We start from the raw sequence: 24,283 nt of genomic DNA on the forward strand, positions 1-24,283 counted from the left end.
CCAGAGCTCTATAATCATGATTTACCCTTAACACAGCCTTAAATATTGTCTTTAAGAATAAGCTGCCCCATATAAATAGAACAACTCTAAATCCTTACAATCCTTTTTCTTCAATCAGTTTAATTAATAAATCGGGGCGATTGGTCAATATACCATCTGCACCTGCATCAATAAGTTTTTTCATTGTGTCTGGATCATCAATGGTCCAATAATGGATTTGCATTCCGAGCCGATGTGCCCCATCGATTAATCTTTGATCAGTTAAATCAAATCCGCTGTCTTCCACTGGGATTTGAAAAGCATCAACGTGTGGTACATAAAGATTACGTAAAAGGAATTTATGGGTAACCACAAAATTCTTAACCTCTTGTCTTCCGGCTGAAAGGGCTACTCGACCTTTTGCATACTTATCAAATGTCTTAAGAATTTCTTGGTCAAAGGAACCGATTAATACCTTTTCTTCCATTTGGTAATCTTCAATTAGATTCCATAATTTAGACGCAATTTCCTCGATTCTTTCAGGGGGATTGTCATCTTTAATTTCTATTTCAATCTTCATATCATTGAAGTTTTGAAACATTTCCTCAACTGTCGGAATATAGACACCCTTACCACGAAAATTATGATTGCCTTCTAGATTTTTAAAATGATAGCCTGCATCTAGCTCTTGAATTTCTGCTAAAGTAAAGTCTTCAACTTGTCCCTTACCATTGGTTGTCCGGTCAACACTTGCATCATGAATCGTAACTAATTGACCATCCTTTGTAATATGTATATCTGTTTCGAGGACATCCACTCCCATATTAGCTGCATTCTGAAAGGCTGCCATGGTATTTGAAGGTGCTAACAGTTCACCGCCTTGGTGGGCTATGACCAATGGTCGAGTATGCTTAAAAAAGCTTTTCTGTTTGATTTGTTTAACTGGAAATAAATTAATGACTAACAGGAAAATGAGTAGGGCAGGTACTATCAGCTTTATAGATAGAAATATAGTGTTTTTTCTCCTTGCCTTTTTTACTGTGACATGTTGCATATGACTGCTCCTCTACTAATAGCCTTTTGAATAATCAACTAGATTAACAGAAGGCTGGTTACCTGAAATATAGTTTTGTAGGTTCGGGATAAGAATATTTTCAATAACCCGTTGATTATAATGCTCCGTTGAACCAGAGGTGTGCGGGGTAATAATCACATTTTCCATTTCCCATAAAGGACTATCAACTGTTAATGGTTCTTGTTCAAACACATCTAAACCGGCACCAGCAATTTGTCCCCTCTGTAAAGCGGAAATCAAATCTCCTTCTACCACGATTTCGCCACGTCCAATATTAATAAAGAATGCTGAAGATTTCATGAGGTCGAATTGTTTGGCGCCGAATAAGCGATTGGTTTCTTTCGTTAGCGGCAGAGTGACCACCACATAATCACACTTGGGAAGAACTGCATCTAATTGATTGGTGGTGAACATTTCATCAACAAATTCCTGTTGTTTTCCTGAATGACGAACGCCAAGGACCTTCATTCCAAAAGCTTTTGCAATTTTTGCTGCTTCTTTGCCGATGGTCCCAACACCTATAATTCCAACAGTTTTTTCGTGCATTTCTAACTTCATATCAGAATGATGCCATTTTCTTTCTTGCTGGTTTTTTACATATGAATGAATCTTTCTCGTTAAGCTAAGCATTAATGCATAAATGGTTTCGGATATAGGATAAGCGTGCACGCCATTAGCACTAGTTACGGTAATATTTCTGGATTCCAGCGTTTCAAGCGGCAAGCTATCTACACCGGCACTCCAGGTTTGGAGCCACCTAAGCTTTGAATGGGGCGTGAGACAATCTTTTTCTATCCCTTTTTTCCAGCCGGCGATGATTTCAGCATCAAGTATATGCTCCTGCCAAATCTCTCTATCTTTTCCTATAATGATAGTCCAATCTGGGATAATCTCTATTATTTGATCGATAAGATTTTGTTCGAGTGTATGAGTAATGACGATTTTTCTTTTTTGCATATGTTTCCTCCATATAGGCTTCAGTTACTACTATTCATGATACCGGAATTTACTGAAAAATGATAACAATTATACAAGGGAAGTGCTGAAAAATAAATGATTTTTTATTTATCTTTTAAGGTGTTCTATGCTATTATTTAGTGATGCGAAATAATCTGAATTACCCCAATAATCGGTATGAAGATAGTTAGAGAGGTGTATCCTTGAAAGAGCGTTTGTGGACTAAATCTTTTGTTATGTTAATGGTTGGGAATCTATTTGTGTTTATGTCTTTTCAAATGCTTATACCTACGTTACCGCCCTATATTAAATCCATAGGTGCAAGTGGGTTAGAAATTGGTCTTGTGACGGCGTTGTTTTCGATCGGTGCTGTGCTCATTAGACCGTTTATTGGACATATGCTCGAATACAAGCAAAGGAAATCACTTGTATTAATTGGAGCCGTCATTCTTTTAGTTATCACTATTCTTTATCCATTATCAAGAATTGTCATGATATTCCTGTTAATCCGATTTGTCCATGGTCTTGCGTGGGGTTGGTCTACAACCGTGAATGGTACAGCGGCGGTCGATGTCATTCCATTTTCTAGACTTGGTGAAGGAATGGGCTATTTTGGGCTTTCAACCACAATTGGTTTCATTATTGCCCCTAGTCTAGGAATTTTCTTATATAATGTTACCTCCTTTACTAATCTCATTATTATTTCAGGCATATTAGGTTTTATTTCTGTAGTCCTGCTTGCACTTGTAAGATACCAAACACCTGAAGCTGTATTAAAAACAAAAAAAGAAAATCTTAAATTTTCCTACCTGGGTTCACTAGTGGAGAAATCGAGCTGGTACCCATCTTTAATTACCCTCATTATTTGTCTAGGTTATGGTTCAGTCTCAACCTTTATCGTTATCTTTGGGGAAGAAAGAGGCATTGACCAAATCTTTTTATTTTATATTCTTAATGCCATTGTTTCTACGTTGGCTAGACCGTTTGCAGGAAAATTGTTTGATGAAAAAGGGCCAATCGGCATGGTCTATTTCTGTATTTTGGCTACCTTTGTTGGGTTGTGGGTCCTTTCGTATGCACAAACCAATTTCATGATTGCTATAGCGGGCGGATTGTTTGGACTCGGTTTTGGCTGCGCATTACCAACCTTGCAATCCTGGACCTTATCGAGGACACCCGAAAATCGAAGAGGTGTGGCAAATGGAATGTTCTTTTCATCGCTTGATTTAGGGATTGGCTTAAGCGGGATTATTTTCGGTACAATAGCACAATTCACTGATACTGCTAATCTCTTCCGGATAAGTAGTCTATTTTTAATTATTGCCATCGTTTTAACTATGATAGAAGTTAGGAAAAAAAGAGTTACTCCAAAGGAAAGAATTGTTTCATAAACAAAAGGTCAGGACCTCTCGAGTAAGAGGGCTGACCTTTTTAATTGGACTAAGCGTCCTGTCTGCGTCTTCTTTGAACTTGCAACGTAACAAATCCTGCCAAAAGAACCATAGAACCAATTGCAACAAAATTGTAAGCAGGAGATGCCGTATTTGGAATAGCATATCCAGTCGCTTTTACTTGAGATGCAGGTGCACTCGTTACTTGTGTTGGTGGGGTTGTATCCGGATTTACAATAGGCGGTGTTGGAACAGCTTCGTCTTTAATATTCTCTATTGTAATAGTTTGGACTGTTTCCTGTCCATATGCGTCTAATACATAAACTGTATAGGTTCTATTTTTAGTAACTTCGAATTTGTTATCAACAATCTTTGTACCTAATTCAGAACCCTTTTCATCGTAGAATTTGTCAGCCGATAAGTCTCCTTCTAACCACATCATTGAAAGAACTTCCTCAGCATTTGTTATAACTTCAATTGTAACAGGGCCAGTTGTTTCTTCAGTTGAAGTTGGAGTTAATTCTATTGTTAGTTCTTCAGGTAATAAGGAAATCAGAATTTCTGTTGCTAATCCAGCCAGTACTTGATGGCCAACAGCATTTGGATGAACTAAGTCCTTCTGTGCTCCAAAAATATACTCTACTTGGTGTCCATCAAAAGCTGTGTAGGCATCGGCCAAATAAATGCCCGGAACTTGGCCTGCCGCTGAATATAGTTGGTTAATACCAGGAATATTACCGTAAACAGGAACATTCTGTACACCATCCTGAATAATTTGATTACCAATATTATGTAGTAAACCAAAGACTGGGTCAGTGCTTTCGCCAAAAGGATTATAAATATTGTAAAGGACAATTGGTGCAGTTGGATTTTCTGCTTTAATTTTGGTAATAATCGCAGTTAAATTTTGTTTTAGAAGTTCTGCAGCTGGTATCACTTTTTGGATAATTGCCATTTGGTCAACGGCGCCTGGATTTGCAATGATTTCATTAACACCAACAGCTTGTAATAAATCATTATTGCCGATATTCAAAGTAATAAAATTAGCGGCTTTAATCGCAGTGGAAAATTTAGCATCAGTATTCATTGCATTTAATAAATTCGATGAGGTCCATCCTGGAACTCCCAGATTGGTGACATCAAATTCTCCTGGTGCTATTAAACTAGGAAATGCATTTGGTGATGGCTGAGTTTGGTTATCCTCCAGCTTTAACCCAAATGATATGGAATCCCCTAAGGCGACAAGAATAGGCTTGTCTGTGTTTTCTTCTGCAAAAGCAAATGAGGTAAAGAAGGTACTAAAGGCTAACATGAGTGTTAGTAAAACTGACAGTCTTTTAAACTTCATTTTATTATTTCCTCCAATCGATCATTTTTCTATTGCCAAATTCTATTATAATCCTCTAATTTTCGAATATTCAATATATATAATTCTACAAAATGTGCAAAAAGACCTATGACTTTACTAATATAGAATGAAATGTTTAGTAATTAATTTCTAGTTAAATATTCTAAAAATTCTATACTTTTGTTACAATAGGTTGGGGTGATTTATTTATTACAAGGAGGAACAACAAAAATGAATATTGGTAGTCTTTTATCTCAAAATGCCAGAAAGTTCCCAGAGTTGCTAGCGATTGAATGTGAAGGTCGCAGTTACACCTACCGTCAATTTAATGAGGAAGTAAACAGATTGGCACACGGTCTTCAGAGGATGGGAGTACAAAAGGGCGATAAATTAGCTTTGATGATGAAGAACTCGGACCATTTTGTTTTTACCTTTTTTGCAGCGGCTAAAATAGGCGCTGTTGCTGTTCCTATTAACTTTCGATTGACCTCCTCAGAAGTTCACTACATATTACAGCAATCAGAAGCTAAGCTAGTTGTTTGTGACCTTGAATTTGAAGAAGTCATTACCGCAGCTAAAGATGATAGTGATGTTGAGACCGTTATTACCATCGGCGAACCAAGTACACTAGGCTACCTCTCTTATGTAAGCGCTTTATCTGATAATGGGAATGAACCCGAAATTGAGGTTTCTGATGAAGATGATTTAGAAATCTTATATACCTCAGGGACAACTGGCCGTCCAAAAGGCGCATTGTTTGATCATAAGAGAATTTTTAATGTAGGAATATCAGTCACGATTAATATGGGATTGCGTCCACATGAGCGTATCCTTCATGTTGCACCACTCTTCCACTCTGCACAGTTAAATCTTTTCCTAATTTCAGGTGTTGCACTAGGGGCAACGCATATCATTCACCGTGATTTTCATCCAGTCAAAACACTTCAAACCATTCAAGAATATAAAATTTCTCACTTCTTTGGTGTTCCAGCCATGTTTAATTTCATTCTACAGGTTCCAAATGCAGCCGATTACGACTTATCATCCATACGCCGGTGTGGTTATGGTGCCGCCCCAATGGCACCTGAGTTAGTAAAAAAGAGTATTCAATTATTTAAAACAGATCAATTCTATAATCTTTGCGGCTTAACAGAAGGCGGACCTGGTGGAATTCTTCTAGATCCAGAAGGGCACAAACTCCATCTTGGCAAGGGGGGTAAACCAATTTTTCTGACAGAGACGCGTGTGGTCGACGAACAAGGGAATGATGTTAAACCCAATGTAGTAGGTGAATTCATTATCAAAAGCCCAATGGTTATGAAGGAATACTATAAAAAGCCAGAAGAAACAAAAAGCACAATAAAAGATGGCTGGCTCTATACAGGTGACCTGGCAACCATCGATGAGGAAGGCTATATTACCCTTGTTGACCGTAAAAAGGACATGATCATTACGGGCGGTGAAAATGTTTATTCCGTTGAAGTAGAAGGGGTTCTTTTCGAACATCCTGGGGTCCTAGATACCGCCATTATTGGCCTGCCTGATGACACATGGGGTGAGGCCGTCTGCGCCATTATTGTTCTAAAAGAAGGAGCCGTCATAGATGAGGAAGAGTTAAAAGCTTTTTGCCGACAGAAACTGGCTGGCTTCAAAGTTCCAAGAAGAATCTTTATAGAAGAGCAGTTACCAAGAAATGCTTCTGGAAAAATACTAAAATATCAGCTTCGTCAAAAATTAAATCAAGTTAACGCTTAAAAAGTAGGCGGTTACAAATAGAAAGTGAGGCATTTAAAATGAAACATCCATACTTAACACATGACCATGAGATTTTTCGCAAGTCATTAAGGAAATTTTTAGAGAAAGAGGCTGTTCCCTATTATGAGCAATGGGAAGAGGAGAGAATGATTCCACGCTCCTTGTGGAGAAAGATGGGGGAACAGGGTTTTCTTTGTCCAGATTTAGATGAGATTTACGGAGGCAGTGGTGTCGACTGGGGATTCTCTGTTGTTATTAATGAAGAGTTAGAGAGAGTGGGCTCTGGTCTTGTTGGAATGGGTCTCCATAATGATATCGTTGTCCCATATATCAATTCATTCGGCACAGCAGAGCAAAAACAGCGCTGGCTTCCCCGTTGTGTAACAGGGGAACTTATTACAGCTATTGCGATGACTGAACCTGGGACGGGGTCTGACCTTGCCAATATCAAAACCACCGCAAAGCTAGATGGTGATCACTATATATTAAACGGTCAAAAAACCTTTATAACCAATGGAATTCAATCGGATCTAATTCTAGTAGCTTGTAAAACAGATTCTAATGCAGTACCAAAGCATAAAGGGGTCAGTTTACTCCTGGTTGAACGAGATACTCCTGGTTTTTCAAGAGGGAGAAAACTGAACAAAGTGGGCCTTCATAGTCAGGATACAGCAGAGTTAATTTTTGAGGATTGCAGAGTTCCTAAGGAGAATCTCCTTAGCGATGAAGGTAAAGGTTTTCTCTATATGATGGATAAACTCCAGCAGGAACGGCTTTTAGTGGCCATAGCAGCACAAATTTCAGCAGAAGTTATGTTAAAGGGAACGATTGACTATGTGAAGAGTCGCGAAGCCTTTGGAAAGCCTATCAGCCAATTCCAAAATACTCAGTTTAAAATTGCGGAAATGGCTACCGAGGTGGAGATGGGGAGAGCATTTTTAGATCAATTAATTGCTGAACATATCGATGGCCAAAATGTGGTAACAAAGGTTTCAATGGCGAAATGGCGACTAACAGATACCGCAAAGAAAATTGCGGGAGAATGCCTTCAGCTACATGGCGGCTATGGTTATATGGAAGAATACGAGATTGCGAGAAGGTTCCGCGATATTCAAGTTTCTAGTATTTACGCAGGGACTAATGAAATCATGAAAACGATTATTGCCAAAAATCTAGGATTGTAAATGGGGGAGATTTGATGACTACTACTATTGGACAAATTTTCGATTTAACAGTAAAAAGATACCCGAACAAGGATGCAATTTATGATGTTAGGAAAAATGTCCGCTATACGTATAAAGAGTGGAGTGAACAGGTTAACCGTCTAGCGAATGCGTTGTTGAACGAAGGAGTCAAAAAAGGCGACCGGGTTTCCACATTCATGTTTAATACAGAGGAATTAGGAACTGCATTCTTTGCCTGCGCAAAAATCGGGGTCATCTTTAATCCAATAAACTTCCGCTTAATGCCAGAAGAAGTGGCTTTTATTTTATCGGATGCAAGCCCTAAAGTGGTCTTGTTTGAAAAAGCTTTGGAGCCTGTCATTTCCTCTATCGAAAATCGTTTTGAATCGATGGCGTTTTGGTTTATTGATGAAGAAACACCAGCCTATGCAGCAAGTTATCACGATAGACTTGCTGACTCTTCAATCGAAGAGATTCATTCAGAGGTTAATGAAAATGATATATATGCCTTTATCTATACAAGCGGGACAACGGGAAGGCCAAAAGGAGTCATGCATAGTCATCGAAATATGGTCGACCAAAGTGTGCTTTGTATTGCTGCTCAAAAGCTTGAGGCAGAGGATGTTGGTCTGGTGACTGCACCAATGTTCCACTGTGCGGAGCTTCATTGTGCCTTTTTACCAAGGATTCATGTAGGAGCAAGAAATGTCATTCTGCACCAATTTAACCCTAAGGTCATCCTTCAGTTAATAGGGAAAGAAAAGATTACGAAATTTTTCGCAGCACCAACTATGTGGAACATGCTGTTGCAAGAAGATTTAAGTCAATACAATACAGAAAGTCTAAGGCTAGGTTTGTATGGTGCAGCTCCAATGGCTCCGTCTCTCGTTCATGCTCTCCATGACCGATTTGGTATCGGGTTAGTTCAAGCCTATGGCATGACAGAAATGGGACCAGCGATAACCTTCCTATCCGAGAATGACCAATTAAGAAAAGCAGGCTCTGCTGGTCAAGCCGCCATTAACCACGATATTCGAGTGGTTCGTACGCGAGAAGATGGTCCTTCAGATCCTGATGATGTCGTTCCAGTTGGTGAAACAGGTGAGATAATTGTAAAAGGGCCATGCATGATGATCGGTTACTTTAACCGTGAAGAAGCATCGGAAAAATCGATGTATAAAGGCTGGTATCATTCAGGTGATATCGGTTACCTAGATGCAGAGGGCTTTTTATATGTTAATGACCGGGTGGATGATATGATTATTAGTGGCGGGGAGAACATTTACCCACGTGAAGTTGAAGATGTCTTACATGCACATGAAGGTGTTCTAGATGTTGCGATTGTGGGTCAGCCAGATGACCGCTGGGGTGAAACCGTGACGGCATTTGTGGTGAAAAAGGATCCAGGATTGACTGAACAAGATTTGGAAGACTATTGTAAAAACAGCGATAGTCTAGCAAACTACAAACGTCCACGAAAATATGTTTTCTGTGAAGCATTACCGCGGAATGCGAGTGGAAAAATCCAGAAGTTTGTGCTGCGGAAACAGTTGGAAGAGCTGTTTACACAGGGATAATAATAGGAGAAGCTGCCGGCGAGTGAGTTCGGCAGCTTCTTTATACATTACTTGCGGATGGCAAGAAATACTGGCGGATGGCGAAATTTACTCTCGCATAGCAGGAAATACTCTCGGATAACGAAATTTACTCTCGTATATCAGGAAATACTCTCGGATAACGAAATTTACTCTCGCATAGCAGAAAATACTCTCGGATAACGAAATTTACTCTCGGATGGCAGAAAATAGTCTCGGATAACGAAATTTACTCTCGCATAGCAGGAAATACTCTCGGATAGCGAAATTTACTCTCGCATAGCAGAAAAGACTCTCAGATAACAAAATTTACTCAAGTATAGCGAAATTCACTCTCAGATACATCTAAAAAAAGGTATAATGTAAGAAGGTTATTTAGCAGAAGGGGGAGACGTTTTGTTATTTGAAAAAGCTCAACGATTATTAGAATCGCATTTTGGTTATTCATCCTTTCGAAATGGGCAGGAGCGTGCCATCCAATCCGTTTTAGCTGGAGAAAATACGATTTGTGTCATGCCAACCGGCGGAGGGAAATCAATTTGTTTTCAAATTCCTGCACTTGTTTTACCAGGTACCACGATTGTTATATCCCCGTTAATCTCACTTATGAAGGATCAAGTTGATGCCCTCGTTCAGGTAGGAATTCCTGCAACTTTTATCAATAGCTCTTTAAGTTACAATGAAGCAAACGAACGAATCAGAGAAGCCAAGCAAGGAATGTACAAGCTCCTATATATAGCACCCGAACGATTAGAATCCCATGAATTTATCGAGGATCTGAAACAAATGGACATTCCATTAGTTGCGGTGGATGAAGCACATTGTATCTCACAATGGGGGCATGATTTCCGTCCAAGCTACCGCCATATCAAGCAAATGGTCTACAGTCTTCCGCAAAAACCAAATGTATTGGCGCTTACTGCAACAGCGACACCAAGGGTTCGAGAGGATATCTGTGAAACACTCGACATTGATGAAGAGAATTCAATCATAACTGGTTTTGAACGAGAGAATCTTTCATTTGCTGTGATTAAAGGTCAAGACAGACTTCATTATCTAAGAGATTATATAAAAAAGAACGAAAAAGAAGCTGGCATTATTTATGCAGCCACCCGGAAGAATGTTGATCAGCTTTACGAAAGGCTGAAGAAAGAAAATGTCAATGTTGCAAGGTATCATGCCGGGATGGGCGATGCGGAGCGCATACGCGAGCAGGATCGCTTTTTAAAAGATGAAGCCTCCGTTATGGTCGCAACCTCAGCCTTTGGAATGGGTATCGACAAATCCAACATCCGATATGTCCTCCATTTTCAACTTCCCAAAAATATGGAGAGTTACTATCAAGAGGCAGGCCGTGCAGGACGTGATGGTCTGGAAAGTGAATGTATCCTGCTTTATTCCTCGCAGGATGTACAGGTTCAACGCTTCTTAATCGATCAATCCAACGATCGAACTCGGATTAATCAAGAGCTGGAAAAATTACAGCAGATGGTTGATTATTGCCATACCGAAAATTGCCTTCAGGAATTTATTTTAAAATATTTTGGGGAAACAGAGACAGAGTCATGTGGACGTTGTGGTAATTGTCTTGATTCACGTACGAGCATCGATGTAACAACAGAAGCCCAAATGGTAATGTCATGTATGATCCGAATGGGACAGCGATTTGGAAAAACACTTACTGCTCAAGTATTAACAGGCTCAAGAAATAAAAAAGTAACCGAGATGGGTTTTGACAAGCTGACTACCTATGGAATTATGAAGGAAAAAGGTTCAAAAGAAGTAAGTGATTTTATCGAGTTCTTGATATCACAAGAATTAATTGCGATCGAACAAGGACAATTTCCAACTTTATATGTATCTCCAAAAGGGAAAGACATTCTCCTTGGAAAGGAAAAAGTTCATCGCAGAGAAACCGTTAAAGTAAGAGAAATTTCAAAGGATGACCCATTATTCGAAACATTACGTGAAGTAAGAAGAACGATTGCGGAAAGAGAAAATGTACCTCCATTTGTTATTTTTTCTGATGCCGCTTTAAAGGATATGTGTGCAAAGCTTCCAAGAACAAGCGAAGACTTTTTAGGAGTCAGTGGAGTCGGGGAACTTAAGTTGCAGAAATATGGACTTGAATTTATACAAAACATTCGTCAGTTTTGTGAAGCCTATCCAGAGCGCCAGCCGGAGCAGGGACAAGCAGCTCCACCAAAAAAAGTCGCTAAAAAAGCTGTTGGTGATTCCCATTTAGAAACCTTACAGCTACATCAGCAAAACTTATCAATCGAACAAATAGCAGAAAAACGCGAGCTAGCACTAAGCACGGTTGAAAGCCATCTAATCCAATGTGCTCAGCAAGGAATGGAAGTTGATTTCTCTAAGCTCATTCCTGCGGAGTATATTCCAATGCTTCAAAAAGCGGTGGAAGAGGCTGGGCGTTCCCGTTTAAAACCAATCAAGGATTTATTACCTGAAGAAGTAAGCTATTTCATGGTTAAATCTTATCTATATTTTTTAAGCAAAAATAAATAATGTATTACTATTTAGAATATTCATACTAATTGTCGTCTGCCGGATTATTTCCCAGGAATTTGTCGATAAAAACAGCCGTATAACAAGGACACGGCTGTTTTTATTCTTCAGGTTCATCTAAAAAAGGTTTATTTACAAAGTAATACATCCACGCCATTAAAATGCTTCCGCCAAATAAATTGCCTATGGTTACGGGAACTAGATTATGAATGACTCCTCCCCATGAGATCGTCCCAGGATGATTCAAAACTAAGGCTATAGCGAAGGTACACATATTGGCGATACTATGTTCATATCCGGAAATAAAAAAGCAGAACACAAAAAGGATCATCGAAAACATTTTCGGTCCGTCTCCTTTTAGACCAAGAGGAATAAAAAAGGCTAAGCAAACCAGCCAATTACAAAGAATGGCTCTAAAAAGCAGCTCCATTGTAGGAACCTGCATTTTCTTTTCTACTACGCTTAATAAAAAACCATTTACCGACGATTCTTCATAAAGTCCTGTAGTAAAAATGATAAAGGCGAATACTGCTGCACCTAAAATATTTCCGATATAACTGCTTATCCACAACTTGGTGACTTCGAGCCAGGCCATTTTTCGCCGTAGTGCAGCATAGGTGTAATAGAATGTATTACCAGTAAACAAATCTCCACCAGCGTAAGCAATTAATATGATTGCAGCTCCAAAGGTGAGAGCAGCCATCGGATAAGCCCAAGGGGAATGTTCTAAATAAAAGTAGTTTCCCGTTTTAAAAGCAACAATTACTCCAAATCCGATAAACATACTGGCAAGCATTGACCTTAAAATATAACGTAATAGGCTTTGCCTAAAGATTTTTACCTTTTTTAACGCTAATTTTTCTACCTCGCTTAAGGGCTGTCTCTCCATAACTCACCATCCATAATTTTCGATTCATCCCTATAGTTTCTATGTATAGGTACTAAATTATGTATAATAAATGGGGTGGTTTCATAAGTTTTGTTAAAAGGGAGAGTAGTTAATACTAGGCAAAAAAACACTATTTCAGCTATAATGAAGTGGTTTTTCTAATACTGAATTTAAGGAGTTTACGATGTCCTACTTGAAAAAAATAACCCCTGAATATGACCCGTGGGAAGCATATAATGATATAAAGCAATACGGGAAGCCCGAGCTTACCAATATTGAATTCACGACGACAACACTATGTAATATGCGCTGTGAACATTGTGCAGTAGGGTACACCCTTCAACCCAAAGACCCGGATGCGCTTCCACTTGATTTACTTTTGAGTAGGTTAGATGAAATTCAAACACTAAATGCACTTAGTATTACAGGCGGAGAACCCATGCTTTCTCTTTCCTCTATCAAAAATTATGTGGTTCCTTTATTAAAATATGCTCATGAACGCGGAGTTCGGACGCAAATAAATTCAAATTTAACACTTGATTTAGCGCGCTATGAGTTAATTATTCCATATCTAGATGTTTTACATATTTCACATAACTGGGGAACTGTAGATGATTTCGTTGAGGGCGGATTTGCAAGAATGGAGCGCAAGCCAGATTACAAACAACGAGAAATGTATTTTGAGAGAATGATAGAAAATAGCCGGGAGCTAGTGAAGGCTGGAGTGATGGTTTCCGCAGAAACCATGCTTAACAAGCGAACATTTCCCCATTTAGAAAAAATCCATCGCCAAATTGTTGATGAAATGCACTGCCAGCGCCATGAGGTTCACCCAATGTATCCAAGTGATTTTGCTAGTAATCTTGAAACGTTAACACTTAATGAAATAAGAGAAGCCATTCACCATCTACTAGATGTTCGAGATGAAGAGGTTTGGATGCTTTTTGGGACTCTCCCTTTTTACGCATGCAGCCAAAAGGTAGAGGATTTAGATCTTTTAAATAGACTTTTTCAAAGTAAAAATGTAACAGTAAGAAATGATCCCGATGGCAGGTCCCGTCTAAATGTAAACATTTTTAATGGAGATATTATCGTTACTGATTTTGGTGATACCCCGCCACTAGGTAATATTCAAGATACCAAGCTAACGGAGGCATATGAAAATTGGCAGTCCTCTGCTATTTCTAAGGAATTGAGTTGTCATTGTCCTGCTGTTTCCTGTCTGGGACCCAACATTTTAGTAAAGAACAGTTATTATCAAGATATAGACTTTTCCAAGTCAAAAAATATTATAAGCAAATAAAAAAAGCAGGGTTTCCTGCTTTTTTTGCTAAGCTATATGTTTAACAAGCTTCGGATGGCGGTGCATGGAGATAAACAAGATGATTCCGCTTAGTATCAATAATGCACTTGTGCTAATAAACACGGCGGAAAATCCTAAATATCCAGAGATAAATCCACCTAACATCGGACCGATGATATTTCCAAGGAACCGCAAGCTAGTATTGTAGCCTAGGACTTCACCTTGCATGGCTATGGGTGCCTCTTGACGAATGTAGGCAATGCGAACAGGGATGATTCCTCCTATTGCTATTCCTAGGGCAAAGCGGACTATAACCAATTGCCAGAACTCCGTAACTGCAGCACCTGGAAGGTAAATGATTCCTGAGACAAAAAGCAGGATGACAAGAATTTTTATATAACCGTGCTTATCCGCAATCTTCCCCCAATTTCTCGACATCAGCAGATTTCCTAATCCAGCTGCAGAGAAGGCGATTCCGGAATAAAAAGCGATGTTTGTATGACCATGCAGCTCACTGACGAATAAAGATAGAATCGGCTGTATACTAAAGTGGGCAATTTGCACGAGTGAAGAGATAAGTAAAACAGTTAACAATACAGGATTCTTAACAATATGTGCTAAAACTTCCTTACTGGAATAATGTGATTTAGTTCCTTTTATCGCTTCAATCACATACTCCTTCGTTGCAAAAACAAGCAGACCGGAAACAATAATCGCAATAGATGTCCATTTAAAGGTCAAGGAGTACCCTAGTGCATCTGCTAAAACCCCGCCAAGCATCGGACCAAGGAGAGAACCCGTGATACTGCCTGTTTGTAATGTTCCAAGGACACGACCGGCTATTTCCTTCGGTGTTTGTGTGGAAATAAAAGCTTGCGACATTGGAATAAATCCTGTGAAGAATCCCATCAAAAGCCGCAAGAGGAAAAGCTGCCAAACGGATTGGACATAGCCCATAAGGAATATCGAGCATCCCATTCCAATTCCACAAATAATAAGGATTTTTTTCCTTCCATAACGATCTCCAATTTTCCCCCAAATCGGTGAGAAGATAAAAGCTGATACAAATGTTACGGCAAAGGTTATTCCTGACCAATGCTGCACATATTTCTCTGAAAAGTTTCCAAAAGTCTCTATGTATAACGAAATAAACGGCAGAACCATCGTCATACTTCCAGCTACAAAGAAGTTGGCAAACCACATGATTAAGATATTTCGTTTCGCCATCTCCAACTTAGTCATGCTATTCACCTCTCTCTGTAAGATATTTCGTTTTCCTAAATATAATAATACCGAAATTTAAAAAAAATGATAGTTATATAAATATCTATTAGCTTTTGGCATGAGATTAGTTATTATGAGCGTTTTTTTATTGATAAAAGGCGGTGTTTTGATTAAACTTAGGAAATCATAAAAAGAAAGAATAATTGTGGTGAAGTTTAGATGGAAAACGAAAAAACACTTACATATGAAATAATGGATGTTTGTCTACTTGCTGGAAAAATTATGCTCCAAAGCGGCGGAGAAACCTACCGAGTTGAGGATACGATGATGAGAATTGCAGCTGCTTTTGGAATTGAAAATTCTCATAGCTATGTAACGCCTACTGGAATTATCTTTTCAGCTGAAGGTGCAGAGCCAACCAAAACTAAGTTAATTCGTATTTCAACACGGTCTACTGATTTAAAAAAGGTGGCTATGGTAAATAGTATTTCGCGAAGAATAACGAGTGGCGAAATCAATTTAGATGAGGCACTTATTCATCTAAAAGAGTTAAATGCATTGGATGTAACCTTCCCCTTTATGTTTCAAGTTGGAGCTGCCTCGATAGCCAGTGGCTGTTTTATGATTATGTTTATGGGAGAATGGTTAGACTTTATCCCCGCGATGTTAACCGGAGGGTTAGGTTATTTCGGTTTTTTATATTTTCATCGTTTTATACCAGTAAAGTTTTTCTCAGAGTTTTTAGCCTCGTTCATTATTGGGTTATTGGCGGTCATCTTTGTAAAAACAGGATTAGGTCAGCAGTTAGATAAAATAATCATTGGGTCGGTAATGACATTAGTACCAGGACTCCTAGTGACCAATGCTGTTAGGGATTTAATGGCAGGACATTTGGTGTCAGGGTTATCAAAAGGTGCTGAAGCCCTCTTAACTGCATTTGCAATTGGATCGGGAATTGCTGTGGTTTTATCATTTTTGTGAATGGGGGATTCAGGTGGATATCATTGGACAATTGATCACAAGCTTTATAGCAACAGCCGCATTTGGAGTCATTTTTAATGCTCCGAAGGAAACGTTAGTAAAATGTGGACTTGTTGGAATGGGTGGATGGATTATCTATTATCTTGCAGAAAAGTATACTGGGGATTCTGTTTTAGCTACCCTTTTAGCTACTCTTTTCGTTGGAATAGTCAGCCAAGAGTTTGCTAAATTTTATAAAACACCTGTTATTATTTTTAGCGTTGCTGGAATCATTCCGTTAGTACCAGGCGGGTTAGCCTATGACACGATGAGGAATTTTGTCGAGGATGATTACTTTCAAGCTATGGCATTAGGTGCAAAGGTAACGTTACTTTCAGGCTCAATCGCATTTGGTCTTGTTTTTTCAGAAGTCATTAATCAAGTGGTTCGTAGGATAAAAGGCAGTAAGGCTTTGAAAATCTAAAATTTAAATAGAATTGGAAGAAGGCAGAGGATAATCCTCTGCCTTCTTTGTTTTAATCCTAGTTGGACCAACAAGGTAAAAAATGTTTTATATTGAATATCCCTCCATATATAGATACAAACTAACCTATCTTATTCCATAATAGGCGGGATTTCCTCTATGCTTTTTTTTTCAAAAATACCATAATAAAAAGAAGCAACCAAGTTCATTCCAAATACAGAACAATGACCTCTCAATAAAACTTATAAGTCCGCTGTTATTGGAAAATATTGCGGAAATCCAGAACATTTTTAGCGAGACACCTGATTTGGTTGTAAAGAACTTTGTCATAAAACAAACAAACAGCCCAGCAGCTCTCGTTTATTTAAGCGGTCTTACAGATACTAAGACCATTAATAATCATATCCTAAGCCCACTTTTATTTGAGGCAGATAAAGAGAGGAAAGGCTTTGAGGTACAGGTATCAGTCGGTGATGTAAAAGAAAAAAACACGTGGCAGGAAATTGAAAGTGCGATTTTACAAGGAAATAGTGTCTTATTTATTGATAAGGAGAATAAGGCATCCATCTTTGATACCCCGGGATGGCCGCAAAGAGGAATTGAGGATACGACCATTGAGTCTTCCTTAAGAGGAGAACATCTAAGTTTCACTGAAACTGGCAGTACTAATATTGCTTTAATTCGCCGCCATATTCAAAACCGCGAGTTGAAAATGAAGGAAATAACCGTTGGTGCAAGAGGGAATTTGAAGCTTACGATTATGTATTTAGCCGATGTTGCAAAACCAGAAGTATTAAAAGAGCTTGTAGATCGATTAAACAAAATAGATGTCGACAGTATTTTAAATGCAGCCTCCTTAGCAGAATATATTGAGGACAACCCCTATTCTCCGTTTCCGCAACTATTTTTAACGGAACGTCCTGATTTTGCAGCTGCAGAAATTTTACAGGGGAGAATCGTGACTGTAGTGGATCGATCTCCCAATGTCCTTATTGGACCAGCAACCTTTGAAACTTTTTTCAAGAGTATGGATGATTATGGGTCACGGTGGCTAGTTGCATCCTTTATTCGCCTCATGAGATATTTTGGATTTATTGTTGCCATATTTCTACCGGCAACCTATATTGCTGTCATTGCCTTTCACTTTGAAATCATCCCTTTAAAGCTGCTTTTATCCATTGGTGCATCTCGAGAACGAGTTCCATTTCCGCCTATTATTGAAGCCATCGTTATGGAGATCACCTTAGAAATGTTGCGGGAAGCGGGTATACGTCTTCCAGCCAAAATTGGTCAAACAGTTGGAATCGTCGGTGGTATTGTCATTGGTCAAGCGGCTGTAGAGGCAGGGATTGTAAGTAATATCATGGTGATTGTCGTAGCTTTGACTGCAATTGCCTCTTTTATTATTCCGAATTATGATATGGGGGCAGCCATTCGGATGCTGCGATTCCCGATGATGTTTGCAGCATCATTATTCGGGTTCATTGGACTCGCAGTTGGATTAATGACATTAATTGCCCATTTTATAGCTCTCGAATCATTAGGCACACCTTATGGCAGTCCGATAGCTCCATTACGGTTCCCAGATTGGAAGGATCTTTTTATTCGGTTCCCAGAGTGGTCTATTGTAAAGCGCCCTGAAAGTACTAGAGCCATTCAGAGGCTAAAGGCTAAGTCTAATCGTTCAGAGGGTGACGAACATTGATAAAATATACAAATAATCAAATTACATTTATGCAATATATATTTTTAATTCATGGTGCCCAGCTTGGGGTCGGCCTGTTAACCCTGCCACGTGAATTAGCTGAAAAGGCAGGGACAGATGGGTGGATCGCCCTCGTTATTGGCTGGTTATTTTCTACACTAGCCAGTTTAATCATTATTCAGGTGATGAAGAATTACCCTAATGGAACGATCATTGATCTTGTGACTCATTATTTTGGGAAATGGATTGGGAAAATCGCTGCTTTTATTTTTGCTTTGTATTTCGCTTTTTTAGGCTCTATCGTTTTTATTAGAGAAGGTCTGTTTATCCAATTTTGGGTTTTGCCACAAACAGACCTGTTTATCTTGTTATTTCTCCTATCCATTCCCAGCTACATGATTGTTCGAAATAATATTACGATATTAGGCAGGTATGCTGAATTGGTGTTCTTTATGACAACATGGATGCTCTTCTTTTATTTCTCTCCTTTAAAAGAAGCTCACTGGCTTCATCTGCTTCCAATTATTAAGGAGGGATGGAAACCAATACTTACAGCAGCAAAAACAACGATTTTCTCCTTTTTAGGATTTGAAATCGCTTTTTTCCTTTATCCTTTTTTACAAAAGAAACAAAAAGCGTCCATCGGAATCGTCATTGCCAATACACTAACGCTGGCCGTATATATAATTGTAACCATCGTTGCGTTTTCATTTTATAGTCCAGACGAAATTACCCAATATAAGGAACCAACCATTAATCTGTTAAAAATAGTTGAATTTAGATTTTTAGAACGGTTAGAAATTGTCTTTTTATCTATATATATATTTGTGATATCTACGACGGTCCTACCTCTCTTTTTTGCGACTGTATTTTGTACTACTCAATTATTTGGTAAACAAGATCACAGTAAATATGTAGTATGGTTATTACTTCTTAACCTAGTCTATGTTTTTTTCTTACCCCAATCTTTTGGAAGAAATACACAGCTTCAAAAAGGGGTCGAACCTATTAGTTTAATAATTGGGTATGCTTTTCCATTATGTTTATGGGGATATCTCTGGTTTTATTCTCGCATAAAAAGGAGGGCTCTTAAATGAAACGTTGGAATTACGCGATTCTTTTGATTTTCCTTATCGTCTTCCTTTCTAGCTGTGGCAAGAAAGCCCCTTTAGAGGATTTGACCCTTGCCTTAATCATTGGTATTGATCTAGATGAAGAAAATAACCTTGTCTTTTATGAAATAAATCCAGTTTTTAGTGAAGGAGCAAAGAAAGGAGTCGAATCATATGAAGTAAAGGCAAGAACAATTCGAGATTCAAGAAGACTTTTTGACGCTCTAACAACTGGAGAAGTGACCGCTGGGAAAATTCAAGTATTATTAGTGGGAAAACGTGTCCTACAGCATGGGGATTGGTTTCCAATATTGGATACTGTATATCGAAATCCTACGTTTTCCATGAGTACAAGAGTAGTAACGGTTAATGGCCCTGTTTCAGAGGTAATCTTTCATCATCCAACTGAGAAACCACAATTATCTTTACATCTAAAAGCCCTGATTGATAAGAATTATGATCGAACGAGAGCAGTAAAAGGTACTCTGCAAGAACTGCACAGGGAGATATACGAGAAGGCAATGACCCCTTTTATTTCGGAAGTGAAAATAGGAAAAAATATCGAGCTGACAGGAATATCTCTTCTTGATGATAAAGGAAAATACGCTCAATTTCTTAATATGCCTGAATCTACTTTACTACTCATGTTACAGAATAAAAAGAGGCGTGAAATCACCCTAACGATTCCAGTTCTTCTAAAAGAAGATGAGAAAAATATCTTTCATAAAAATGTGATAAGTTTTGCTGCTGGTCGAGTAAAAACGAAGATAAAATCTGGATATAAGCAGAATAAGTTTCATTTTGATATTAATGTTAAAATGACCATCAATATTGTAGAACGTTTATTTCCAGAAGATAAGCTAAATAATGATCAGTTAACGAAGATGATTGAAAAAGTGGTGAAAAAACAAATTGAGGACCTCATGAAGAAAATCCAAAAAAAGAAAATTGACCCTATTGGACTTGGCCTTTACGCCCGTGCGTACCAATATACCCATTATAAAAAGGTGGAAAATAATTGGGGAGAAGCATTGGCTGAATCTGATATCAATGTATCTGTAAAAGTAGACATAAACTCTAATGGAGCTGTCGAACAATAATTTCTTGAAAATTAAGAACTGCCACGTTCATATATTGCACATTAAAACGAATATTAAAATATAAAAAACACCTCAAAATTGGACGAAGGCAGAGGAATAATTTCCTCTGCCTTCTTTTGCTTTTGATCCAAATGGGATCACTATTGTAACTTGTGAATGGTTGTTTTGATATCAGCCATCGCAAGGTAAAAATTTAATATATAATAAATGGTATTAAAAGACCAATTTGCCGCGGTTACTCTTCCACCTGATGGTTTTATACCTAAACGATGTAAGCCCTACCTCTCTTACATCCTTACGGCTCCGAAGCCGATCCAGCGTGAATAAGTTTTACTTTTAAAACATAAGCAGAATGCCAGAAAAAATTCTTACATTGCGTTATCTCGTCTATTACAAGTTACATAAATGTTAAGCACAATTACTAATACTACACCCTGTCACAAGATATGTCAATATATTAGTTTAATGAGAGTATTAATAGTGCCTTCTTTCAAAAAAAGGAAATTAGGAATCATTAGTAGAAATTATAATAATGAATAGGAAAGGAGGGGGAAAATGCTTTTTTTTCGTAAACTGTTCCTCACAGCCTCACGATACCGGTATCGAACAGTAATTCTTTTTACCTTGCTTTTTATTATCGTTAATGCGGAAATTATTCGATTTATAGAACCTAAGACGTTTGAAAGCAGTTTACATGCAGTGTGGTGGATTCTAACAACGATGACCACGGTCGGCTATGGAGATGTATATCCAACAACAGAAGCAGGAAGAACGTGGGCGATGATTGTTGTTTATACAATAGGTATTGGTCTTTTTGGTACGTTAATAGGGGTGATTGTAGATGGTATCACACAATATAAAAGACGAAAGGAGGAAGGGAAATTGTCCTATAAAGGTGAAAATCATTTTGTCATTATTGGTTGGACTGCTAAAAGTAAAAGCACGATAAATGAACTATTAATATGTGATGAAAAAACCGATATCGTGTTGATTGATGAATTTGAAAGGACTCCTTATGAGCATGAACGGTTTCATTATATTCAGGGAAGCCCGACAGATGTAGAGACTTTGAGGAAGGCGAAAATTGAAAATTCACAGGCTGTATTGCTGTTTGCAGCAGAAGGGATAGCGAATCCTGATTTAGTAGATGGCAAGACTCTTTTAACTGCTTCTTCGATAGAACGCTACGATGATGGAACAGAAAAGAATATTTATACCATTGCAGAAATCGTCAACGAAAAGCACGTGGGCAATTTCAAGCATGTTAAGATTGATGAATTTATTTTATCAAATGGTTCTGTATCGAACCTGATGGCGAAATCAGCCCAAATGAAAGGAGCCAGCCATCTATTTACACAATTGCTAAGCAGACAGGATGGTGACGGGGGGAGTGATCTCTGGGAGGTCAGTGTAAGTCCTGAATGGAAAACATATGGAACTGCATATGACCAACTTAAAGAAAAAGGGGCTCAGCTAATAGCTGACAGGAATGATTTGAACATACTCAAAAAATGGAATGAACCCATCCCAAAGGAAGCTAGATTATTTGTCATATGTGACAAACATACATACCAAAAGCTATGAAAAAAACGCATCTAAGAAGATGCGTTTTTTTCAATAGGTCAAACAACCTGCTATGACTATTCCAATTGATACGGACAATAATAGGAGAAAAAGACCGACTGCACGGTTATCTTCTTCAATGCTCTGGGAAACGTTAAAACGACGAGGTGTGAGCCACTCGGTAAGATAGAAGACAATAATCTGTGCTGCGATTCCAACAGCTCCCCAAATGACCATATCTAATAAAGAAATGGAGTTAGCAAGTGCGGAATATAAAACAATAGCAAGCCCGAGGAGCCTTCCACCCAGGACATAACTGGCTGCTTTATTTCCTTTCGCCATTAAGGCGAATTCCTTTACCTTTGTAGTGATTTCCATTAAAAATAATCCAACAAGTAATAGTCCTAAAGAAACAGCTAAATATAGCAAGAAATCTAACAATTATATTCCTCCTCATTGATTCCGACTGGTAAGAAATATGACTCATTTCCTGTGATTTTTCCTCCTGCTCTTATTCCAATGCTGCTCGGTTTCCCAGCAATAAGAAAAGAACCAAATACATATGATAACTCTTCTATACCCTTTTCCGTTTCCAGTGAAATCACTGGCAGAGGTACATACGATTGATAGACTGGCAGCTCATTTTTGTAAGTTTGGAAGGCATTTTGGGTGTCTACATTGGTATGTTCATCCCATATGGTAATGGTATCTCCTTCCCTGCCAAAAGATGGCTTTTGAACATAGGTTGTTGTACCACTAAAGACATCGGGCTCAAGGTAGGTAGGCAGTATATATTTATTAATCCATTCCTGTTCTTCCTTTGTATAAAATCCTTCTTTTTCAGCTAAGCCCCAAATTAGGCATTGAATTGATTTGGGTTGGAGAAGAAATGCTGAAACAGGGTTTACAATAGAAATTTTCCCTTTCTTCGCAAGGTGTAGTAATTCGATTCCCACGAAATCGCCTGTTTTTGGATCCCTGTCCCCAAGCAGATGTTCAAGAGGATACGTCTGCCTATATAAAACATTAATCGGCACTCCATTAGTATCTAAAAGTGCTTCATCCGTAATCCGAAGCTCTGACATTGGAATGATTTGATTTTTAACCTTACATAACTGACTTAAATAAACAGTGGTATTCCAATCCTCGATATGATCACTGTGTGCTGTGAATACAACATTTGGAGTTTCATGTCCCTTTGAGGATTCAAGGACAGCCTTTGTAATGCCAGACGATAGAAGGCGTTCTTGATTTTCATTCGGATTACGATAGCCAAATTCTGAACAAACTTTCCCGTTGATTTGAAAACATTCGACGATAAAAGTAGGTGTGTCAGAATTAAACTCAAGCATTTTTAAACCGTCACTCGTCAAAGCAAAATCAAATCGTGAAATGACTGATTCAGGAAAAAGGGTCTTCATTCTGAGAAATGGAAGACTTGCGGCCGGAAAACCAAGTTCAAGAAGCTGATCATCTTGAAGGCTTCGCAGGAGACCAGCTGTCTTAAAAAAAACCTTTCCTAAACGTTCTGTAGCTTCCTTAATAAGGGTTTGGGTATGTTCTGTCATGGTGAATACATGATATAAACTGTATTCTCCACCATATAAGTTTGACCAAAAGTCTGGAAACTTTGAGTAAAATTGACTTCGGCCCTTTGCGTAAGTGGACATGATATTAACCTCCAAATCCACCTTTTGAGCCGCTGCCGAAACCACCCTTAAAGCTAGAGGAGGATTTATAAGACTTGTAAGCAGATGAATTTCTCAAAGCTGATTTGTTACTGAAAAACATTCCGGCTAAAAAGAAATGCCCATAGTAACTTGATCGAGTATCATCACATTGCCAGACTCCTTCTTCGTCATCCCATTCCCAATCTGAACAGTTAGTGTCGTCTGGTTCAGGGGGAAGGTCTTGTGCTTGAGAACATCCGGCCAGGGTGGTTCCAGCCATAAGAGAAGTAAGAACACCAGTGATTAACCATTGGGTTTTCTTCACCTTCACAGCCTCCTTTTTGATGTCTAGCGTCAGCGCCTAGAGGCTCGGGGTCATAAGCGTGTCTAGTTGCGGCTCCTTGGGACTCGAGTCATAAGCCACCCCCTGAAGAAGGCAAAAAGCGCCTTCTTGCAGGGGTCG

General features: G+C 38.6%; 20 protein-coding genes. 12 read left to right on the forward strand and 8 right to left on the reverse strand.

What is annotated here, in order from left to right; translation table 11 throughout:
* Positions 1-94 precede the first annotated feature (94 nt).
* Both CHI06_RS17715 and CHI06_RS17720 read right to left on the reverse strand, forming a co-directional pair.
* Complete coding sequence (locus tag CHI06_RS17715) at positions 95-1,033, reverse strand: glycerophosphodiester phosphodiesterase (protein WP_095249954.1); 939 nt, start codon at positions 1,031-1,033, stop codon at positions 95-97.
* Between the two features lie 15 nt (positions 1,034-1,048).
* Positions 1,049-2,011 (reverse strand): D-2-hydroxyacid dehydrogenase, encoded by a 963-nt coding sequence (locus tag CHI06_RS17720; RefSeq protein WP_095249955.1) that lies wholly within the window; start codon positions 2,009-2,011, stop codon positions 1,049-1,051.
* A 203-nt stretch (positions 2,012-2,214) separates the two neighbouring features.
* Between CHI06_RS17720 and CHI06_RS17725 the strand changes: the two genes are divergently transcribed.
* On the forward strand, positions 2,215-3,402 hold the full coding sequence (locus CHI06_RS17725) for an MFS transporter (protein ID WP_257009350.1): 1,188 nt from the start codon (positions 2,215-2,217) through the stop codon (positions 3,400-3,402).
* A gap of 49 nt (positions 3,403-3,451) precedes the next feature.
* On the opposite strand, the gene CHI06_RS17730 is transcribed toward CHI06_RS17725, so the two are convergent.
* Positions 3,452-4,750: an SGNH/GDSL hydrolase family protein gene (locus tag CHI06_RS17730; protein ID WP_095249956.1), complete on the reverse strand. Its 1,299-nt coding sequence runs from the start codon at positions 4,748-4,750 to the stop codon at positions 3,452-3,454.
* 231 nt (positions 4,751-4,981) lie between these two features.
* On the opposite strand from CHI06_RS17730, the gene CHI06_RS17735 reads away from it, so the two are divergent.
* The 4 genes from CHI06_RS17735 (at position 4,982) to recQ (ending at position 11,810) form a co-directional block, all read left to right on the forward strand.
* Positions 4,982-6,505 carry a class I adenylate-forming enzyme family protein gene (locus CHI06_RS17735; protein ID WP_095249957.1) on the forward strand — a complete coding sequence of 508 codons (1,524 nt, stop codon included), beginning with the start codon at positions 4,982-4,984 and terminating at the stop codon, positions 6,503-6,505.
* A 38-nt stretch (positions 6,506-6,543) separates the two neighbouring features.
* Positions 6,544-7,689, forward strand: a complete 1,146-nt coding sequence (locus tag CHI06_RS17740; RefSeq protein WP_095249958.1) for an acyl-CoA dehydrogenase family protein — start codon at positions 6,544-6,546, stop codon at positions 7,687-7,689.
* Positions 7,690-7,703: 14 nt separating this feature from the next.
* Positions 7,704-9,266: a fatty acid--CoA ligase gene (locus CHI06_RS17745; protein WP_095249959.1), complete on the forward strand. Its 1,563-nt coding sequence runs from the start codon at positions 7,704-7,706 to the stop codon at positions 9,264-9,266.
* Positions 9,267-9,680: 414 nt separating this feature from the next.
* Positions 9,681-11,810, forward strand: coding sequence for a DNA helicase RecQ (gene recQ / locus CHI06_RS17750; protein WP_095249960.1), 2,130 nt, complete (start codon positions 9,681-9,683; stop codon positions 11,808-11,810).
* Positions 11,811-11,910: 100 nt separating this feature from the next.
* On the opposite strand, the gene CHI06_RS17755 is transcribed toward recQ, so the two are convergent.
* A complete protein-coding gene (locus CHI06_RS17755; protein WP_095249961.1) occupies positions 11,911-12,699 on the reverse strand; it encodes a formate/nitrite transporter family protein in 789 nt (262 codons plus the stop codon).
* 184 nt (positions 12,700-12,883) lie between these two features.
* Here CHI06_RS17755 and yfkAB point away from each other — a divergent pair, with 184 nt between their 5' ends.
* The gene (gene yfkAB, locus CHI06_RS17760) at positions 12,884-14,002 is read left to right on the forward strand and encodes a radical SAM/CxCxxxxC motif protein YfkAB (protein WP_095249962.1); all 1,119 of its coding nucleotides are present in this window, start codon (positions 12,884-12,886) and stop codon (positions 14,000-14,002) included.
* A 27-nt stretch (positions 14,003-14,029) separates the two neighbouring features.
* Here yfkAB and CHI06_RS17765 read toward each other — a convergent pair whose 3' ends face one another.
* Positions 14,030-15,244 (reverse strand): MFS transporter, encoded by a 1,215-nt coding sequence (locus CHI06_RS17765; RefSeq protein WP_095249963.1) that lies wholly within the window; start codon positions 15,242-15,244, stop codon positions 14,030-14,032.
* 201 nt (positions 15,245-15,445) lie between these two features.
* On the opposite strand from CHI06_RS17765, the gene CHI06_RS17770 reads away from it, so the two are divergent.
* The 6 genes from CHI06_RS17770 to CHI06_RS17795 all read left to right on the forward strand — a co-directional run bounded on the left by CHI06_RS17770 (position 15,446) and on the right by CHI06_RS17795 (position 22,171).
* Positions 15,446-16,207, forward strand: coding sequence for a threonine/serine exporter family protein (locus CHI06_RS17770; RefSeq protein WP_095249964.1), 762 nt, complete (start codon positions 15,446-15,448; stop codon positions 16,205-16,207).
* A gap of 13 nt (positions 16,208-16,220) precedes the next feature.
* Entirely contained in the window at positions 16,221-16,670 is a 450-nt protein-coding gene (locus tag CHI06_RS17775) for a threonine/serine exporter family protein (protein WP_095249965.1), read from the forward strand.
* Positions 16,671-16,884: 214 nt separating this feature from the next.
* A complete protein-coding gene (locus CHI06_RS17780) occupies positions 16,885-18,375 on the forward strand; it encodes a spore germination protein (RefSeq protein ID WP_095249966.1) in 1,491 nt (496 codons plus the stop codon).
* The gene (locus CHI06_RS17785; protein WP_095249967.1) at positions 18,372-19,472 is read left to right on the forward strand and encodes a GerAB/ArcD/ProY family transporter; all 1,101 of its coding nucleotides are present in this window, start codon (positions 18,372-18,374) and stop codon (positions 19,470-19,472) included. Before CHI06_RS17780 ends, CHI06_RS17785 begins: the two co-directional genes overlap by 4 nt.
* Positions 19,469-20,587, forward strand: coding sequence for a Ger(x)C family spore germination protein (locus CHI06_RS17790; protein ID WP_095249968.1), 1,119 nt, complete (start codon positions 19,469-19,471; stop codon positions 20,585-20,587). The genes CHI06_RS17785 and CHI06_RS17790 overlap by 4 nt, the downstream gene beginning before the upstream one ends.
* Positions 20,588-21,142: 555 nt before the next feature.
* Positions 21,143-22,171 (forward strand): potassium channel family protein, encoded by a 1,029-nt coding sequence (locus tag CHI06_RS17795; protein WP_095249969.1) that lies wholly within the window; start codon positions 21,143-21,145, stop codon positions 22,169-22,171.
* Between the two features lie 30 nt (positions 22,172-22,201).
* Here CHI06_RS17795 and CHI06_RS17800 read toward each other — a convergent pair whose 3' ends face one another.
* From CHI06_RS17800 to CHI06_RS17810, 3 genes are read right to left on the reverse strand one after another with little or no spacing between them, the layout of a single operon-like run.
* Positions 22,202-22,591: a DUF350 domain-containing protein gene (locus tag CHI06_RS17800; RefSeq protein ID WP_095249970.1), complete on the reverse strand. Its 390-nt coding sequence runs from the start codon at positions 22,589-22,591 to the stop codon at positions 22,202-22,204.
* Positions 22,585-23,820 carry a glutathionylspermidine synthase family protein gene (locus CHI06_RS17805; protein ID WP_095249971.1) on the reverse strand — a complete coding sequence of 412 codons (1,236 nt, stop codon included), beginning with the start codon at positions 23,818-23,820 and terminating at the stop codon, positions 22,585-22,587. Before CHI06_RS17805 ends, CHI06_RS17800 begins: the two co-directional genes overlap by 7 nt.
* A gap of 4 nt (positions 23,821-23,824) precedes the next feature.
* Positions 23,825-24,100: a hypothetical protein gene (locus CHI06_RS17810; protein WP_373558155.1), complete on the reverse strand. Its 276-nt coding sequence runs from the start codon at positions 24,098-24,100 to the stop codon at positions 23,825-23,827.
* Between the last annotated feature and the right edge of the window lie 183 nt (positions 24,101-24,283).

Source organism: Bacillus sp. 7884-1 (assembly GCF_002272245.1).
Classification (GTDB): Bacteria; Bacillota; Bacilli; order Bacillales; family Cytobacillaceae; genus Neobacillus.